This is a genomic window from Paenibacillus sp. O199, assembly GCF_001636635.1.
In the GTDB taxonomy this organism is placed as follows: Bacteria; Bacillota; Bacilli; order Paenibacillales; family Paenibacillaceae; genus Paenibacillus; species Paenibacillus marchantiae.
On the sequence record NZ_LGRP01000047.1, the window covers coordinates 15053 to 32970 of the forward strand.

Below are 17918 nucleotides of genomic sequence, written 5' to 3' on the forward strand. Positions count from 1 at the left end.
TTTTTGTGGGATTGGAAACTTTTACTGATGTTCATACGTCTTAGATATGCACAGGAAATTACAGGAATAAAATGAAATTCAAAAACGATCACAATTTAACTTAAACAATGAAGAGAATGGGGATATTGGATATGAAGAAAGCGGGAGGACGTCAAGTGAAAAAGGTGATGTCAGCACTGGCCGTATCGGCCATGTTAATGTCTGCACTACCAACGTCAGTTATGGATGCAGCTGCAAGAATCAGTATTTATATTAACGATGCGGAGTTATCCTCTGCACAGGCCCCTGTCATGAAAGGTGGACGTGTACTGGTTCCATTACGCTCCATTTTCGAAGGCTTGGATGCCACTGTAAAGTACACCAATAAAACCAAAACGATCACTGCTAACCGGGGAGATCAGGAAGTATCGCTGAAACTGGGTTCCAAAACGGCTTACATCAACGGAGAAGCGGTAGCGCTAGATGTACCTGCAAATACCATCAAGGGAAACACAATGGTTCCAATTCGTTTTGTCAGTGAAGCTTTTGGAGAGAAAGTATTCTGGAATTCCCGCAATCAGCGAGTAGATATCAAAACAACGTCCACTCCTCCTGTGGATGAGACGCAATATGCAGCATGGAACATTTACGGTGCTGTGTCCGGAAGCAATGGGGATGGTCGAGATCTGACCGTAAGCTTCACACGTCCGACGTCCGAGAAGGCTGTGTCGGCATATCGGATTATGCTGGTAAAAACACGTGATGTGAACAGCTTTACTGAGTCTGCGGCATCGGCTGTGCCTGCTTCGAACTATACATCCGTTACTCCAAATGGTAGTAACCCTAGACTGACACTTAATGCACAGACCCGAGACGTGAACGGGGATCTGTTGAATTCTAATGAAACATACCGTTTATATGTACTCACGGTGGGAAATAGCAACAACAGCTACAAAAATCTGTTGGCCTGGTCTTCCCAGTCTTTGAAATTAAACAATGTGAAAACGACGGTTCAACCTGTGACAGGTCTGCGGATTGCAGATATCAGTGACTATGGCGATGGACGTGATCTGGAAATTAACTTCACACAGCCGAGTACAACATCTAATATTACGTATTACCGTGCCTTTGTAGTCAAGGCGAAAGACGCTTCTTCATTCAACCTGACTACGGCCAACAATGTGTCTAGCTCTAATTCAACCATTATTTACAAAGGTAACAGCACAGCGGTCAAAACCCAGCTCAGTTCCTCGACGCGTGATACATCCGGGGAATTGATCAAAAACGGCACATCCTATGTCGTCTACATTGTATCCGTGAGCTCGAATGCGGCAACAGCAGACAATAAACTGTCCACAGTATCCTCTTCGCTCACGCTGGGCGTAAATACTGCAACAGCTCCTGTTATCACGCAAGTGAAAGACAATTCGGATTATGGAGACGGTCGTGACATTCAAGTGAGCTTCAACCGTTCATCCGATGAATCCAAAGTTGCTAATTATCGAATTTTCGTAGTGCGGAACTCGGTATCCAGCAGCTTTAATCTGACTACGGCGAGCAATCTGTCTTCCAGCTTGTACTATAACGTGAACAAAACAGGCAACAATATTACAACAACACTGCCATCCTCCATGAAGGACACAAGTGGTTATAACGTAACAAATCTGCAAGACTACCGGATCTATGTTATGGCTGTAGGCAACCAGCAGAATGGATATACCAATGCGTTGTCTTCCTCGTCAACGCTGCTGAGACTGACAACGAATAGTAATGCTGGAGTTGCAAGCAACATCGGTGTGGCTGATGTGAGTGACTACAACGATGGACGTGACCTGAAGGTTTCGTTTAATAGAGCTTCGGATGAAACTAACGTTTCAGCGTATCGGGTATATGTGGTACGTTCTGCTTATGCAGGCAGCTTCACACTGAGCACGGCTAACGCATCGAACAATTATTATCAGGTGAGCAAAACGGGTGGAAATCAGTCATTTACTCTTCCGAGCAGCGCGGTAGATACTAATGGATCTCGAATCTCTAATGGTGTTTCTTATCGTGTGTTCGTCCTGTCGGTAAGCAATAGCGGCAATTCCAGCCAGAATGCATTGTCATCTTATTCTTCACAAATTACGCTAGTACAGAACTCGACTGTGGCCGCTCCGACCTACGTGAATGCAGCGGACATCGGAGATAATGGAGACGGTAGTGATTTGCAGGTGACATTTAATAGATCGTCTAATGAGACGAATGTTTATCATTACCGTGTTTTCGCAGTCAAAACGGCGAATTTGGGTGGGTTCGATTTGGCAGAAGCAAATCGGAACTCAAACTTTAAGGTTGTAAATAAAGCTAGCGGAAGCGGAAATTATACTTTGACTTTAAAGGATGTAAAAGCAACAGATGGTACAGATATTCGCAATGATGAGAACTATCGTATATTTGTGCTTGCAGTAAGCAATACCAGCAACTCTTCCAATGTGCTGTCCACGGCGTATGCTGATATTAAATTGTCTGTAACAAGTGCCGTTGGAAAAGTTAAAATCACTGATGTAGAAGTTAAAAATGAAGAGCAAGCTGCTGGCGATGCAACGGATGTGACTTTGAGATATACGGAACCAGCTTCAAAAGTAGGGATCAGTCGTTATGTTGTAATGATTGCCCCGACTGGAAGCGGATTTAATCTTAATTTGGCGAAAGCTATTGCAAAAGAAAACAATTCTAACGTGATCAAGTCAGTGGACACGACAGGGGGCTATTCCATACTTCCGAATGCACTGAATGATATCAACGGCCAACCTATTGTACCGGGCAAGTCGTACACGGCTTACATTTTATCAGAATCCTCCGACAGCAAACGTGAATCAAACATAGATTCAGCTACTTTCAGAATTAATGCTAAAAAACAGTCACCAACATTTGTAGAGAAGGTAGCAGATGTGAAGGCAACGGCAACCGATACTTCGATTAGTGTAAGTTTCACCAAGCCAGGTAATGAAACAGGAATTTCTCGTTATGATGTGTACGTTGTTAAAGCTAAGAGTGGTTCAGGTGATACTGGAACAGCTTTAGAAAGAGTGAATATTGGTAGTAACCCAAGAACAGCAACTGTGAATATTGGAGTTTCCTCCAATGATTCAGACGGTTCAGTTTTTGAAGCGGGAGAATACAAAGTTCTGGTAGTTTCTGTGGCTAGTGATATTACGAAGTATAAAAACAATTCAGAAGTAGCTACATTTCCAATTCCGGTAGCTCCTACGGGTACAGACCAAGGGAGCAACAATACACCAGCAACTGCTGGAGATACACCATCTTCATAATAATAGAGAAAGTTTAACGTTGAATAAGTTGAGTTAGTTCGTTTTGATGAGCTCCAGAAGTAGTGAAGGGGACGGAATCGATTCTGAAGAAGCGGTAGTGCTCGCCTTTGTCTCCGAATTTAAACCTTATAAAGGTTGAATCAAATAAATTTGGAGACAAGAGCGATCGAAAGAACGATCCGTAACCGGAACGGTCACTCCCAGAACCAACAATTTTATCTTTCAGTTATGTTAACAACTCAGGCTCCCTTTCCAAAAGTGAAGGGGAGTTTTTCTTAATCTCAAAGGTTGTTCTGCTAATGTAGTGAATTCTCTGAATCAAATATACTGCACTATAAAATCCTGTCACCAAAAAGGTTCCTTTGGCCGTTGCTGCAACGGGGCAACCGATGGATAATAGGAGAAAGAAGAGCATGATCCGAAAGGACTGATGGGATGCTTGCATTTCGCTTGACCGGCCTGCCGGATTCCCGGTTGCCTCTGTATCTGTATTGTGTGGGGACACAAGAAGAGAAAGTTCAGTTTAGACCGGATGGATTTCCGGTGTATCAGCTTTTTTTATTACGCAGCGGCAAAGGGGAATTTAAGGTTCCAGGTGAAGGTGTATGGACTGTGTCGGCGGGTGAACTGTTCGTGATGGAACCTGGGGTTGCACATGAGTATATTCCGCATTCCAAAACACACGGGGAGCTTGGATATATTGGCATTGGTGGAGAGGCGGCGGGGGCGGTGCTTCGGTCGGCGGGGCTACTGGCGATGGGGTCACTGCGTTTGTCCAAATTTGAACAGTTTTGGTCACGTCTTACGGATATCTGGCACTCGCTGGGCGTTGGGATGACTGAAATGTGGAACAGTTCAACGATCATCTATCAGCTTATTCTGGACATGTCCCGGTCCATTCTCCCTCTGCGTGAGGAGACAGGGGAGCGAGTAGCACGGAGTGGATCATTAACACGTTCTGAGCGCGAGTCGGAATCGGCAAATGAAGCATTCACCCGAGCTGTGTCACTGATGCAAACGCACTACCAGGATGATCTGCTGCTGAAGCATGTAGCTGAAGCCGTTGGTTATTCGGTGCAGCACCTGAACCGATTATTTCACCAGAGGCATGGGATAACGGGACACCAGTACATGCAGCGATTGCGTTTGCAGAAGGCGTCCGAATGGTTGGACAAGCACCCACAAGCAAGTGTAAGAGAGGCTGCGGAGACAGTTGGTATGGAAGTGAACTACTTTATCCGCATGTATAAGCGAGAGTTCGGAGAGACTCCGGGCAAGGAAATCAAGCATCGCATTCAGCTCAAAATGGAGAAAGACTCTACGGGCCCTGTGGATCATCTATATGAAGTATGACAAGGTCATCCTTTCGGATATGGATTCAGTTTCAAACGAGCTACTGGCCATAATATAAGGTTACTTATGAGTTATGGTAAGTGATTATCTTTACCTATGCTAGATAAAAAGCATTATGGGGTTTACCTGAAGGGTCTGAAAATAAAAATAGCTGTCGAGAATTTCTCAACAGCTGGTTGGGGGCCATTAGGGCCCCTTTTTTGACACTCGATATTCTATTTCATCACCGAATTGTCGTACTTCATCTTCGCACACCACATAACTGGGATATACCCAATGCTGCTGCCCACAAAGGGCACCAACATCCTTATGCTTTCTTTTGTCCGAATAGTGGTCTCAACGTAGCCAATCCCACAATCCCGATTACGAGACTAATCCACGGAGCAAGCGTAAATACGGGAAGGCTGTCACGCAGCGGATATCCTACAAATAAGACAAGCACAACGATAACGATATAGATGACGATTCCGCGAAGATTGACCTGTGGTCTGGCCGTCTTGTCTGCTCCCTGATCATCTGGACGCTCAGCAAGGCGGCGAAGCATTTCAACCAATGCAATACCTCCAACCGCCGCAACGATTAGGGAGAACAGGCTGATATGGCTAAATGGTTCCGTATCTCCACCCGTCCAACCAATAAATAGCCCAACTGCACCTTGAATCAGCATGACAAAAGACAAAGCTGCCCAGGAGATCATGAAGTACCATTTGGGCGTCCGTTTAACTTGATCCTTAGTCTCCGCAGGCTCGGCTTCAACTGCTGCTGCCTTCTTGGCTGACGTACTGGTTTTATTGGATTTGCTTCCGCCCCGTACGGCCGTACTTGAAGCTCTGGATGAGTCCATATTTGATTCACCAGCAGTTGCGGACGGATTATTGTCTGCTACTCCTAGTTGTGAATAGATATCCTTTTGCATATCAGGTCCATATAACTCACGAGCAGGCTTGCCGTCACGCTGAGCTTGTACGATGGCTCTTCCAGCCGAGAGAATCCATTCTTCCTGCGTTCTCTCATCGGCAGGTGCTTGACGCGCAATGGTGCTGATCTGATCGAACAGTTTTACATGTTCCGGTGTCATCTTACTCATTTCGGTCATTTGCCGATTCTGTATTTCTTTCAACTTCTTATAGGAAATCCCCAATGATTGCTCCCCCTGTCTACACACGTTCTGATCCCCGGTGATCTGAAGACCCTGACGGTATTTTAGTATACGGGAAGGGCTCTCGTTTCGCAAAGTCATTCCTTATAAAACAACTGTTTACGATTCGACCATAGCCCTGCGCAGGCCAGAATGATACAGGTGCATAGCAGCACCAGTTTTCCGTGACTACGAATCCATTCCAAGATGTGTTCCATGAATTCAACCCTTTCGCCAGAAGGAAGTGGAGGCAAATGTTGGCTATGATATATGGCTTAGGTTCTCCGTGGTTCGACGTTAATATGCGTAAGTGCTCATCCAGTTCTAACGATTGTGTGAAGAATGAATAAAGTACAGCCGATTCCACCACAATAGTAGCATTTCCAACAGAAACCAGGGATTGGAGTGTGGCAGGGATGGATCAACAAACAGAACAATTAACAAGGAAGCTGCTGCTAAACAGCAACTCCCGAGGAGTAACGGATGAGGTTGTGCCAATGGAGGAGACGTTGGAGGATGCGGAGTATGCGGAAGAGTATTCAGAAGGAACCTTTCAATCAGGGAGCTTCTGGGGGAGCTCAAATTCGGTTCATGAACATGAATGGCAGGGTCGAGTAGAGACCCATGAGATGTTCCGTCGAAGTTATGAGTAATGGCTTCAAGTATTAGAGATGATTCGAGTCAGCTGTGTTCAGCTTGGCTCATTTTTTTTGCGAAATTACCGATAAAATGTAGACAAGGTACGTCTTGGAATGGACATTTCCTCACGTTGACTTGAGGTTCACAGGATGATAATATACTAATATCATCTTAATACACATTAAACTTATCGGATTTATATATAATTAACAAAATGAACATGAGCAGGGAAGAATGGAAAGGGGAAATAGGCATGGAGCGTCAGATCAGTATTCGTCATGGGCAGGAAGAATTAACAGCCACGATACATTATCCGGTCGTCAAAGACATTAAGGAGGGAAATCACCAACAGCGCGTGCCTCTTGCTGTCATCTGCCATGGATTCGTAGGAAGTCGGATCGGTGTGGATCGTCTCTTTGTGAAGACCGCCCGTGAGCTGGCCGAAGATGGATATTTGGTGCTGCGCTTCGATTACATCGGCTGCGGGGAGAGCAGTGGTGAGTACGGAGCTGAAGGACTTGAATCCATGATTACCCAAACACGTTCTGTGCTGGACTATGCGGTAAATTGCAGTGATGTAGATCCAACCCGTGTAACGCTGATTGGTCATAGTCTGGGTGGAGCTGTTGCTCTGCTGACTGCTGTCCGCGACAAACGAGTTAAGAATCTCGTCATGTGGTCATCCGTGGGATATCCGTTCAACGATATTGTGAAGATTACCGGACGTGATGTGTACGATGAAGGGGTGAAACTGGGGTCTGCTGATTATCTTGGCTACAAGTTTACACCAGCATTCTTTGAATCACTGGCTGAACATCAGCCTTACCAGGAAGCCGTTAAATTTAACGGAGATGTTCTGGTGGTGCACGGCACGTCGGATGAGATCATTCCTGTCGATTACGCATTCCTGTATCAAAAGGTATTCTGGATGCGCCAGGAAGGCCGCTGCGACAAGGAGATTATTTTCCAGGGCGATCATACCTTCTCTTCCGGTAAAGAGCGTGAACAGCTGATTACGCGTACGAGAGAATGGCTAGGAGAGCGTCAGAAGATTGAACAGGATTGGCAGCACTGGATGATCTAAGAGGGCTAAATATCAATCTCTATGATTAGGCTGGAGCATTCTATAGCCAACATGGATCGGTCCATAAGGTAACATGCGCGTCCATATTGCATCTGATTGGGATGTTAGCTTGGAAAAGCGCCTTCTTCGGGGTAAAATAGAAGGGTAAGCATCCTATCCGTGTCTGGAGGTTGGCAGCAATGACATTACCCGCACTATTCATTGCGCATGGTTCTCCCGCTCTGGCGGTGGAGAGCAATGACTACACTCACTTTTTGAACCAGCTTGGAGACAGGCTGCCGGCTCCGAAAGCCATTGTTGTATTTACGGCGCATTGGGATCGTCCCGAACCGTCTGTGACAATGGATGATACACATCAGACCTTGCATGATTTTTACGGATTTCCCTCTAATATGTATACAATGAATTACCCTGCGCCTGGTCAGCCAGACCTTGCGAATGAGATCTGCGCTCTGTTCACTCGTAGTAATCTTCCACATCAACCGGTTCGAGGCCGGGGATTGGATCACGGGGTATGGGTACCGCTGTTACACATGTATCCAGAGGCCAATATTCCTGTTATTGCGGTATCTGTCGACTCGTTGCGTTCCCCGCAGGAACAGTATGATATAGGCCGGATGCTGGAGCAGCTGCGTCATGATAATGTGCTGATCATTGGCAGCGGTGGAACGGTTCATAACTTGCGTATGCTTGGCAGTAATGATGAACCGCCGCAAGACTGGGCAGTGGAATTCGATAACTGGATTGGCGAGCGGCTTGAGCAGTGGAATACGAGAGAGCTGTTTCAGTATGACAAAAAAGCGCCCCATGCCCGCACAGCAGTTCCATCTTATGGAACGGAGCACATTGCGCCTTTGTTCTATGCTATGGGTACGGCTGATATGTCACGATCTGCAAAACGTCTATTCCAGTCGTATCCTTACGGTACGCTCAGTTTAAACTGCTGGCAGTTTGGTGACGGCGTATAACTTGGAACAAACAAGAGTATGTGAACAAGTCTTTGAGTTTTATTTTGCAAATACACCTAGTTCATCGACCAGACAGACTTAGGTTATGAATTAGCTGAACCAAAAAAGGTTTCTGCGGCCAGCGTAATGGGCCTCAGGAACCTTTTTCTATGACTGAGCATTCTGCATTTTAGTATAATCACTTGCGAATCTCAAAAAGCTCACATGCTGTACGCGAGTGATATGCCAGTTCACTTACACTGGACTGAATAACAACGGTATTGCTGTCAAAACGGATAATGACGCCACCGGAATCAATCTGGTGATTATCTTTAAAAACACGAACTTTATGCTTCATTTCCATGGCTTCCTGGAAGTCGGCATCGGTTTCAAGGCGGCGCTGGGTTGGCATGTCATGTACTCCTTTAATTGTAATCGATCGATATGTTCATCATAATACGTGTTTCTGTCGATGGGCAAGTCAGTTGACCTACAAGCATATATAAAAAACCAAAAAAAGTCCTGCTCTCCAGGGGGAGGGGAGCAGGACCGGAAAATGTCTATTTAATATTTAGGCTGTTTTGTGCGTATGATTTATCGTTGGTGTATCTTTAGGCAGGCTGCCTTTATTGCGAGTGAACAATCCGCGAAGGTATGGCATTACCCAATGATCCAAACCAATTTTACCAGCATTTGCACCAGCGACTACAAGGAAGATTTCCATCAGAACTAATTGAGCATTCGTGCTTACTGTTCCCGAGAAGAGGAACGCGAAGTTCATGACCATCGCCATCAGTGCTGCAAGTGTTGTAAAGCATCCAAGAATGAGACCCAGACCTACAAGGAATTCACCCAGCGGGATGATGAAGTCGAACAGTCCTGCGTTTGGTACCGCGAAGTTCTCAAGGAATGTTCCCCACCAAGCTTGAACGGTTGGGTTTTCACCTGTTGCTTTTCCTACAGCGCCTGCAAGGAATCCGCCAGCTTGGAATCCACCTGTTAATTTGCCCCATCCGTGTGTCATCCAGTCGTAACCGATATACACCCGAAGTACTGTCAAAATCCACATTGCCACTTTGTTTTCTCTAAGCCATTGGTTGAAGCTGAACATATAAACCACTCCTTCATGGAATTTAGTGTGTGTTGTTTTTTTTTTTGTTTTTCTAAGTGATCACCTTTGATGTCTTTATTGTATAGTTCAAAAGTCATTCTGTTTGTGATTATTATCACAATCTAGTTCAAATTTTAAGTAAGGTTTGAGAAGTTCACATTTAGGACATATTTTTCATCCTGTCTCAAGTTTCAAACGTGAAATGCAGGGTAGAAAATGCTCTCCTTATCGAAGACAAATGGTGCTGTGTGTGATTAAATGGAAAGAAATACGTGAAATGGTCACTTACATAAGAGCAACTACAGCCTAGATTTCAGCCATATCGTCCAGGAGGTACATATATTGAAGCAACTGAAATGGAACAAAACGACGTCAGCGGCGTCGCTGCTTATTCTGGCCCTGAGTCTGGTCGCTTGCCAGAATAAGGAGATGGTCCAGATTCCGAAGCCGGAGTCCGTTCCTACACCCATACAGGAAGAACAAGAGACAGAAGAACCTGCCACGTCGCTCTACACAGCACCGCTGACGGGTCTGCCTGTTGATGAAGCAGTAACGCGCCGTCCGCTGGCAGTTATGATTAACAATGCACCTGCAGCCCGGCCCCAGTCAGGTCTGAGTGCGGCAGATATTATTATCGAAGTGCTCGCTGAGGGAGGCATTACCCGTTTTATTGCCATCTTCCAAAGTGAAGGCGGGGCAGAAACGGTTGGACCCGTGCGCAGTATCCGTCCGTATCTGATCGAGCTTGGTGAGAGTTACGATGGGGTATTGGTTCATGCGGGTGGCAGCCCGGATGCCTATTCTATTTTACAAAAGCAGCAGAAACAGCATATGGATGAGATATCGAATAGCGGCCCTTATTTCTGGCGTTCCTCCGATCGCAAAGCACCGCACAATCTATATACGTCGGCGGACAAGCTGAGAGAAGGCGCGGATACCAAAGGCTATAGTCACGACTTTAAGTCCCCTGTATATACGTATAACGAGGAAGGTGCCACGTCCGCGGGAGAGGTGGCCAAGCAATTCGATATTCATTATTTATTGGAGAGTTACCGGGTCACGTATGATTATGATGAAGTTAGCGGACGATATATGAGATTGGTGAACGGAAAGGCAGATCAGGATCTGGATAACGGCAATCCCATTGGAGCGGCCAATATTATTGTGGCGGGTGCAGATCACAAGGTGCTCGACAATGTGGGTAGAATTTCCGTTAATTTGGAGCAGGGCGGTGAAGCCATGCTGTTTCAAAAAGGCAAAATGATTCGAGGACAGTGGGTCAAAAAAACAGGTGATATTATTCGATTTGTGCAAAATGGGTCCGAAGTTGCTCTTATTCCTGGCAAGACTTTTATTAGTATCGTTCCGAATCAGCCTGATTTTGCAGGGCATGTCGAAATTGAAAATTAATCCAATTTGAAGAGAAATGTAAACTCAGTGTAAAATTTCATCATCATTTTTCCAGCCATTCCAAATAATTAAGATTCATTTCAGATTTATGTGATAAGAATATAAAAAAGGATCATGCCTTATGTACAAACCGTGAAACATTTATGATAAGATATCAAAGGTTGTCATTTCATGTTTCATCGGTTATCGGCAATTTCTCGTAAAGGGGATAGAGCTATGAAGCTTAAGAAGAAGAAGGATATATTTTTTGAGACACTAGAGAACATGGCAGATACGGTCGTGCAAGCGGCTGATTATTTCTCCCAACATGTTTCCAACCTTCAGGATGTGACTCTTTTTGCCAATGAAATGAAGAAGTACGAGTCCCAGTGTGATGATTATGTGCATACCGTCATTACAGAGCTCAACAAGACATTTATCACGCCGATCGAACGCGATGATATTATGGAACTGACAACAACACTTGATGACGTATTGGACGGGCTTGAAGCAACGGCTTCCCGTTTCTATATGTACCAACTGACTGACCCGGACGAATATATTGTTCAATTCGCTGAAATTTTGCGCCAATCGGCTTACGAAATTCAGAAGGCCATTCACTTGCTGTCTCAGAAAAAATTGCTGGCGATTCGCGAGTACACGATTCGTCTGAACGATCTGGAAAACCAGGGCGACGAAGTGCTGCGCAACTGTATCAAGAACCTTTTTGCTACCGTGCCTGATCCGATTGAATTGATCAAGCGCAAAGAAATCTATGAACGTCTTGAGACGACAACGGATGCTTGTGAACATGTTGCCAATGTGCTTGAATCCATCATCATGCGTAATTCTTAAGGAGCCAGAGAATAATGGAAACAACGATTTGGGTATTGGGTATAGTCGTCTTCCTTGCACTGGCGTTTGACTTCATCAACGGATTCCACGACACGGCGAATGCCATTGCAACTTCGGTCTCGACCCGAGCACTGACGCCACGCCGAGCTATTCTTATGGCTGCGGTGATGAACTTTGTCGGTGCCATGATGTTTACGGGAGTTGCGAAGACGATTGGGGGGAGTGTAACCGACCCCACCACGCTAGATAACGGGATTGAGGTCGTCATAGTCACCTTGATCGCGGCGATTATCTGGAACCTGGTTACATGGTGGTTTGGTATTCCGTCCTCTTCCTCACATGCATTGATTGGAGCCCTTGCAGGAGCTGTACTCGTTGGCGCAGGCGCTGATAAAGTCAAATGGAGTGGATTCATTGACATCGTCGGAGGATTGTTATTATCACCTCTGATCGCATTTGCCATCGGTTATGTGGTCATGACCATTCTCAAATATATTTTTGCCAAACGTAGTCCGCATAATGTGAACAAAGGTTTCCGTACGGTACAGATTTTCACAGCAGCGCTCCAGGCGTTTACGCATGGTACCAATGATGCGCAGAAGGCAATGGGGATTATTACTTTTGCACTGGTCGCAGCAGGCGTACAGGATCATCTGGATGTTCCGTTGTGGGTTAAAATCTCCGCGGCAACAGCGATGGCACTCGGTACTTCCATCGGTGGTTGGAAAATCATCAAAACGATGGGAACCAAAATTTTCAAAATTGAACCGATTAACGGATTTGCAGCTGATCTATCAGCCGCATCTGTTATTTTCTCGGCAACCTTGCTCCACCTGCCGGTGAGTACAACTCACGCAATCACATCTGCCATTCTGGGTGTTGGTTCCGCGAAACGTTTCTCAGCCGTGAAATGGGGACTTGCCGGACGTATCATTATTACGTGGTTTATTACGATTCCGATTACCGGGGCGCTGGCAGGATTGTTGTACTGGATCATTTTCTAATTCGAAAATGTGTTCCGGGACAAATTCTGGGTTTCAGACAAACTGTTCATAACTATGTGAATATCGGGATATGTGGACAATTATACAACCAAAAAGAAGAGACGCCTGTGCATGAACGTGTGGACAGGCTGGATATGTGGATAGCCATCCGTGGAATGATAAACCAAAAGAAGATATTCCTGTGGATACAGGAAACTGTGGATAGGGAAATGAGAGAAGCCAACAGGGTTGGCTTTTTTTGTTGTCGCGTTTGCAGGATAACGTGTGTATAATGGGCTGTTGCAGGAGACGGTTCAGTGGTTAAAGTTGTACAATAACGTAAAGGATACAAGACAAGGACGTGGTCTATTTTATGATTCGTACACTCGCCATCTCACGGGATCATCAGGTATCTGTAAATGTACCGCTTACACAGCTGGATCTGCAGGATTACGCTTGGGTATGGGCAGATTTCAATCAGCCTTCCGAAGAGGAAAGCCAGTTGCTCGATACATATTTTCATTTTCATCCATTAGCTATTGAGGATTGTATGCATGTATTGCAGCGACCTAAGCTCGATTATTATGACAATTTGCAGTTCCTCGTGCTGCATGCACTGAATCCGACCACATTGGAAGCGGAAGAGGTGGACCTGTTTCTGGGTGCGAACTTCCTGGTATCCTTTCATCACGGGGCACTGGAGGAAGTCGATGAAGCTTGGGAGAGGTTGCTGCATCATGCGCACGAACGAACCATCTGGGCCCGAGGCCCGGTGGCAGCGGCATATACGGTGATGGACAAGTTGGTCGATCATTATTTCCCGTCTCTGTTTGCCATAGAGGATGAGCTCGCTGAACTGGAGAACCGGGGCGGCAAGGAGTCGGTGGAAGACCTGATGAATCAGGTGTTCGACTTGCGCAGTCGACTGCTGAAGCTTAGACGGACGGTAGTGCCTATGAGGGATCTGCTCTATCGGGTAGTCAATTCTCAGCATGTGCAGAGAACAGGAGAGCATACCGTATATTTTACCGATATCTATGACCATTTGTTGAAGCTGACGGATATGATTGAAGCTGATCGGGAGATGACGGCAGACCTGCGCGACAGTTATATTTCGCTGAATTCCAATCGAATGAACCAGATTATGAAGACTCTCACCGTGATTACAACAGTCTTTATGCCACTGACGCTGATCGCAGGGATCTATGGCATGAACTTTGCTTATATGCCTGAGCTGCAATGGAAGTTTGGCTATGGGGCTGTGCTGCTGTTGATGTTTATTCTGGGCGGAAGCATGGTGGCCTGGTTTGTGAAGCGGGGCTGGTTTAAGTAAGGAAGAATAGAAACTGAATAGCAAGTGAAGAGTTAGCGATCTCCACAGATCGCTTCTTTAGCCTGTGTATGATGTGCATAAGAGGGCAAATAAGAGTACATATAGATTAATTTTCGGAATAGATGTCCACATGTGGATAAAAGTAAATGAAGAAGCATCATGTGCATAACTTTATTTGAGGGGGAATTTGGCTGTTACGAACAGGGTGGAAAAAGTAATAGGCATCTTCAGTACTGAAGACGCCTTGGGGAATTTCTCAAGGAATGGATTCTATGAGCTGAATTTTAACATGGGATTTATATCATAAAAGAACCTTGCTACCTTTTTATGATAAGTTGGATGGCTACTGGCCCTTCGCAGGTTACTCTGTTTGCTCCAATACAAATGTGGCTGTAGCTGTAGGTTGTCCATTAACGACAATCGTTAGCGTATGCAAACCAGCGTAATGCTTTCTCGTCGTAATGACTTTGAACGCTTGCTTCGTTGCAACCTTGGTTCTTCCGGTAGGGAAGGTTTTGTCAGAGCATTTGAACCGCTTGGGTGCCTGCTTGCCATTTGCTTTCATATATCCGATTTCATATTCGATTCGCAGCATCTGTGACTGACCACTTTCATTAACGACATCAAAGGAAAAATGAAGATCTTCCCCGATGGCCACGGTATCTCTTGCAAGCTGAAGATGCTCGATATGTGTCGCATCCTGCTCGACATAACCAAAGAGACTCAGCGCCTTCGGATGTCCCTTTTTCAGTAATGAGCGGCTTGCATGACGAACGATCCAGTCCGTATGTTCATGTTGTCCGTACCAGCTTGAGGCCAAATCCAGGACCAGTTCTGGATGGTCTTTCGAGATGTCGTTCAGGTGATTGGATACACTTTTCCGGACATACAGGGACTCGTCCTGCTTCAATTCATGCAGAATGGGAAGTACTGGGGTGGGATCGGTGATGAATTCCCGAAGTTTGGAACCCCATGGAAGACGTGGACGGCTGCCCTCACTGGCAAGCCTGCGTATATGTTCATTGGAACTTCCCGTCCATTCCATCATGCGTTTCATCGTTTCGATCGGGTAGCGTTCAATAAACGGGCGTACCGCGAACTCGGAACTGGAATAAGGTGTGAAGAGGGTCAAGTACTTCATGGATAGTTCGTAGTTTTCCGGCGCAAGTCCGTTGACTTCAATAAAATCAGGAACGAACAAATACTCGACCCCTCGCATCTGTGGTGCTGCCTGTTCAATCACGTGTAATGCCTCTTCATAGTTGTCAGGGAGCACTTCGGTCAATGCCGACGTAATGCGGCGGATACGAGCTTTGAATTCCAGCTCTCCCCAGCCTTCGGCAAATACAAGTTCACGAAATTGCTGCTTGTCCAACTTGGGGTAGAATTGGTGTAACCTTTCTCCTGTCCGGTCGATTAATGCGGGAGTATATTTGTCTTTAAACAGTTCCATAATCCGCCTCCTTTATCTATAACACAGTATACCTCAATTCACGGGAATAAGAACATAGGTTCTTAAGAAAAGGTTGTGAATATTCTCTTATATGAAAGAATGAGTGGATTGAAGGGGAGAATAAGATGGAAGTGGATTAAGGCACCCCCTTATGTAAGAGGGCGCCTGGGAAAAGAGTTAGAGCTTTTTGCTTTTTTTGGGACGACGTTTGATAGAATTGGATTTATTCCGGCCAGTTTTACTATTCGTGTTCCGTTTGCGCGGAGCAGAGGTCGTTTTTTTTCGGCGTTTGCGTGAGCGAGGTGGCGAATACTCTTCATAATCTTTATCCGCAACACTGCTTCCCTTTTTTCCTTTTCCAAAAGGCAGAATCCCCATCACCAGTTTCATCATGGGTGCCATCTGCTGGAAGCCGCCAACGACCTTTTGCATTTTGCCGATTCCACTCATGATGCCATCAATTCCACCGAAGCGGTCGATCATTCCTTTCAGTTCTCCGATGTTGGCCAGGGAAAAGCCTGAGGAAGACGCAGGCGCTTCCCCCGGAACAGGGGGAGCAACAGGAGCTCCCCCGCCGAAAAAGTTTCCACCGGGTCCCCCGGGACCACCTGGACTATAAGGCACAAGTCCGGATGCTTCAACCTCTTGGAATTGAGGGTAGTAAGGCTCTACTCCAGGATACATGGGTGGAACCTGAGCTTCATTCAATGCCCGTGGCGGCATATAGGCAGTAGTATGGGCCTGCCGTTGCGTATGGGAAGCCGGACGCTGCCGTGGAGCGGGCTGGCGGTGATAATAATGCTGTGGCATGAACTATCACGTTCCTTCTATGTTGGATTTCGGAATTGCGTTCCTTCAGCTGCTGGACGTGCATAACAGACCGAGTTGGAACTCCCTTTTGCTATACTGTATGTCATTAGCGGAGAGACGGCGTAGGCGAGTATCCCGTAAAACGGGATATTTGCGGATTTGGGCGCAGGAGAGTATGATAGGTTCGCAGTGGAATTATATGGTTTGGACACAAATTTGCCACATTTTAAACATAATAATTCCTACATAATTAATCGGAAATATACGCGGAAAAAGGGGATAAATCGTGAGATAGAGGGGGATTGTGCGCGCAGGGAGGACATTAATGCTATATGAAAGCGGTAACATGTATTTTTATTCTGTAGTGCGTGAAATCGTTAACGCTTGAAATACCAACTCAGGCTGGGTACAATGAAGGTACACAGTAACCGCTAGGGGATGATGATGAAATGCAGCTGAAAAAGCTAAATGATAAAAGCATTGAACAATTATTTGAGGCTATTTTGACTCTGAAAGATATTGAAGAGTGTTATGTGTTTTTTGATGACCTCTGCACGGTAAACGAGATTCAATCCATGTCCCAGCGGCTGGAAGTAGCGCGTATGCTTGGCAAAGGAAATACCTATAACCAGATTGAAGCTGAGACAGGTGCAAGTACAGCCACGATCTCTCGTGTAAAACGCTGCCTGAACTACGGTAATGATGGTTATAAAATGACGCTGGAACGCCTGGGACGTTAAGGATGAAGAAACCGGGTGTACTCATCATTAGTCACGGTTCTCAGGAGAAGACCTGGGTAGAATCCGTCGATGACGCGGTCTCCCGGTTGAATCTGCCTGAACCCTTGCCCGTTGAAGCCGGGTTTCTTGAGCTTGTGGAGGGACGCCTGATCCAGGACGGTATCAACCGACTGGAAGCACAGGGCGTAACTGATATATTGGTCGTACCTCTGTTTGTTTCGTCCGGTAGTACACATGTGGATGAGATTGAGTATGCCATCGGTGCCAAAGACGCTCCGGAGCGTGAGACTGATCTGGAACCCTTCGAGGTGAATGCACAAATTCACTTCGGTTATCCTGTGGATAACGACCCGGATATTGCGGTTATGGTCTGGGACAAGGTAAAGGCCCTGTCGCAGCAACCAGAACAGGAGACGATCCTGTTAGTCGGACATGGGAGTATTCACGATGGATTCCGTCAGCGCTGGGAAGCGGGCATTTCTTCACTCGCACAGCGGGTGCAGGAAGTAAGCGGTGTTGCTCATACCGATTATGCGCTGCTAAATCCGGATAGTGTGTACGACAAGGCGAAATACTGGAGTGAAGAGCGGGGGAGCCGGGTTATTGTGGCGCCGCTGTTTTTGAGTGCCGGTTATTTCACCATGAAGGCGATCCCGGGCCGGCTGAAGGAACTGGATTACGCGTATAGTGGTGAGACACTGCTCCCACATCCTTTATTAGGAAAGTGGCTGGAGCGCCAAATTCAACTTTTACTGGAAAGATGTAATAAGGTTAGGTTTTAATTCAGGGA

16 protein-coding genes are annotated in these 17918 nt (G+C 46.1%); 11 read left to right on the forward strand and 5 right to left on the reverse strand.

What is annotated here, in order from left to right; genetic code table 11:
* The first annotated feature begins 131 nt into the window (after window positions 1–131).
* Together A6049_RS29910 and A6049_RS29915 are read left to right on the forward strand one after the other, a co-directional pair.
* On the forward strand, window positions 132–3293 hold the full coding sequence (locus tag A6049_RS29910) for a copper amine oxidase N-terminal domain-containing protein (RefSeq protein WP_063568070.1): 3162 nt from the start codon (window positions 132–134) through the stop codon (window positions 3291–3293).
* Between the two features lie 435 nt (window positions 3294–3728).
* Window positions 3729–4646 carry an AraC family transcriptional regulator gene (locus A6049_RS29915; RefSeq protein ID WP_063568071.1) on the forward strand — a complete coding sequence of 306 codons (918 nt, stop codon included), beginning with the start codon at window positions 3729–3731 and terminating at the stop codon, window positions 4644–4646.
* A gap of 307 nt (window positions 4647–4953) precedes the next feature.
* Here the strand turns inward: A6049_RS29915 and A6049_RS32845 are convergent, their stop codons facing one another.
* Complete coding sequence (locus A6049_RS32845) at window positions 4954–5787, reverse strand: DUF1129 family protein (protein WP_091000883.1); 834 nt, start codon at window positions 5785–5787, stop codon at window positions 4954–4956.
* Between the two features lie 413 nt (window positions 5788–6200).
* Between A6049_RS32845 and A6049_RS29925 the strand changes: the two genes are divergently transcribed.
* From A6049_RS29925 to A6049_RS29935, 3 genes are all read left to right on the forward strand, one after another.
* Window positions 6201–6437 carry a hypothetical protein gene (locus A6049_RS29925; RefSeq protein WP_063568072.1) on the forward strand — a complete coding sequence of 79 codons (237 nt, stop codon included), beginning with the start codon at window positions 6201–6203 and terminating at the stop codon, window positions 6435–6437.
* 239 nt (window positions 6438–6676) lie between these two features.
* Window positions 6677–7507 (forward strand): alpha/beta hydrolase, encoded by an 831-nt coding sequence (locus A6049_RS29930; RefSeq protein WP_063568073.1) that lies wholly within the window; start codon window positions 6677–6679, stop codon window positions 7505–7507.
* A gap of 179 nt (window positions 7508–7686) precedes the next feature.
* Window positions 7687–8475, forward strand: coding sequence for a DODA-type extradiol aromatic ring-opening family dioxygenase (locus tag A6049_RS29935; RefSeq protein ID WP_063568074.1), 789 nt, complete (start codon window positions 7687–7689; stop codon window positions 8473–8475).
* Between the two features lie 178 nt (window positions 8476–8653).
* On the opposite strand, the gene A6049_RS29940 is transcribed toward A6049_RS29935, so the two are convergent.
* Window positions 8654–8866 carry a hypothetical protein gene (locus tag A6049_RS29940; RefSeq protein ID WP_063568075.1) on the reverse strand — a complete coding sequence of 71 codons (213 nt, stop codon included), beginning with the start codon at window positions 8864–8866 and terminating at the stop codon, window positions 8654–8656.
* A gap of 159 nt (window positions 8867–9025) precedes the next feature.
* Complete coding sequence (locus A6049_RS29945) at window positions 9026–9565, reverse strand: DoxX family protein (protein WP_063568076.1); 540 nt, start codon at window positions 9563–9565, stop codon at window positions 9026–9028.
* Between the two features lie 342 nt (window positions 9566–9907).
* On the opposite strand from A6049_RS29945, the gene A6049_RS29950 reads away from it, so the two are divergent.
* The 4 genes from A6049_RS29950 to corA all read left to right on the forward strand — a co-directional run bounded on the left by A6049_RS29950 (window position 9908) and on the right by corA (window position 14125).
* Complete coding sequence (locus A6049_RS29950; protein ID WP_063568077.1) at window positions 9908–10975, forward strand: DUF3048 domain-containing protein; 1068 nt, start codon at window positions 9908–9910, stop codon at window positions 10973–10975.
* A 216-nt stretch (window positions 10976–11191) separates the two neighbouring features.
* Entirely contained in the window at window positions 11192–11809 is a 618-nt protein-coding gene (locus tag A6049_RS29955; protein ID WP_063568078.1) for a DUF47 domain-containing protein, read from the forward strand.
* 14 nt (window positions 11810–11823) lie between these two features.
* Entirely contained in the window at window positions 11824–12813 is a 990-nt protein-coding gene (locus tag A6049_RS29960) for an inorganic phosphate transporter (RefSeq protein ID WP_063568079.1), read from the forward strand.
* 352 nt (window positions 12814–13165) lie between these two features.
* Window positions 13166–14125 carry a magnesium/cobalt transporter CorA gene (corA, locus tag A6049_RS29965; RefSeq protein WP_063568080.1) on the forward strand — a complete coding sequence of 320 codons (960 nt, stop codon included), beginning with the start codon at window positions 13166–13168 and terminating at the stop codon, window positions 14123–14125.
* Between the two features lie 361 nt (window positions 14126–14486).
* Here the strand turns inward: corA and A6049_RS29970 are convergent, their stop codons facing one another.
* Entirely contained in the window at window positions 14487–15578 is a 1092-nt protein-coding gene (locus A6049_RS29970; protein ID WP_063568081.1) for a DNA alkylation repair protein, read from the reverse strand.
* 177 nt (window positions 15579–15755) lie between these two features.
* Window positions 15756–16388: a hypothetical protein gene (locus A6049_RS29975; protein WP_095206262.1), complete on the reverse strand. Its 633-nt coding sequence runs from the start codon at window positions 16386–16388 to the stop codon at window positions 15756–15758.
* 449 nt (window positions 16389–16837) lie between these two features.
* Here A6049_RS29975 and A6049_RS29980 point away from each other — a divergent pair, with 449 nt between their 5' ends.
* Window positions 16838–17128, forward strand: coding sequence for a YerC/YecD family TrpR-related protein (locus A6049_RS29980; protein ID WP_017690665.1), 291 nt, complete (start codon window positions 16838–16840; stop codon window positions 17126–17128).
* A gap of 2 nt (window positions 17129–17130) precedes the next feature.
* Window positions 17131–17910 (forward strand): sirohydrochlorin chelatase, encoded by a 780-nt coding sequence (locus tag A6049_RS29985; RefSeq protein ID WP_063568082.1) that lies wholly within the window; start codon window positions 17131–17133, stop codon window positions 17908–17910.
* Window positions 17911–17918 lie beyond the last annotated feature (8 nt).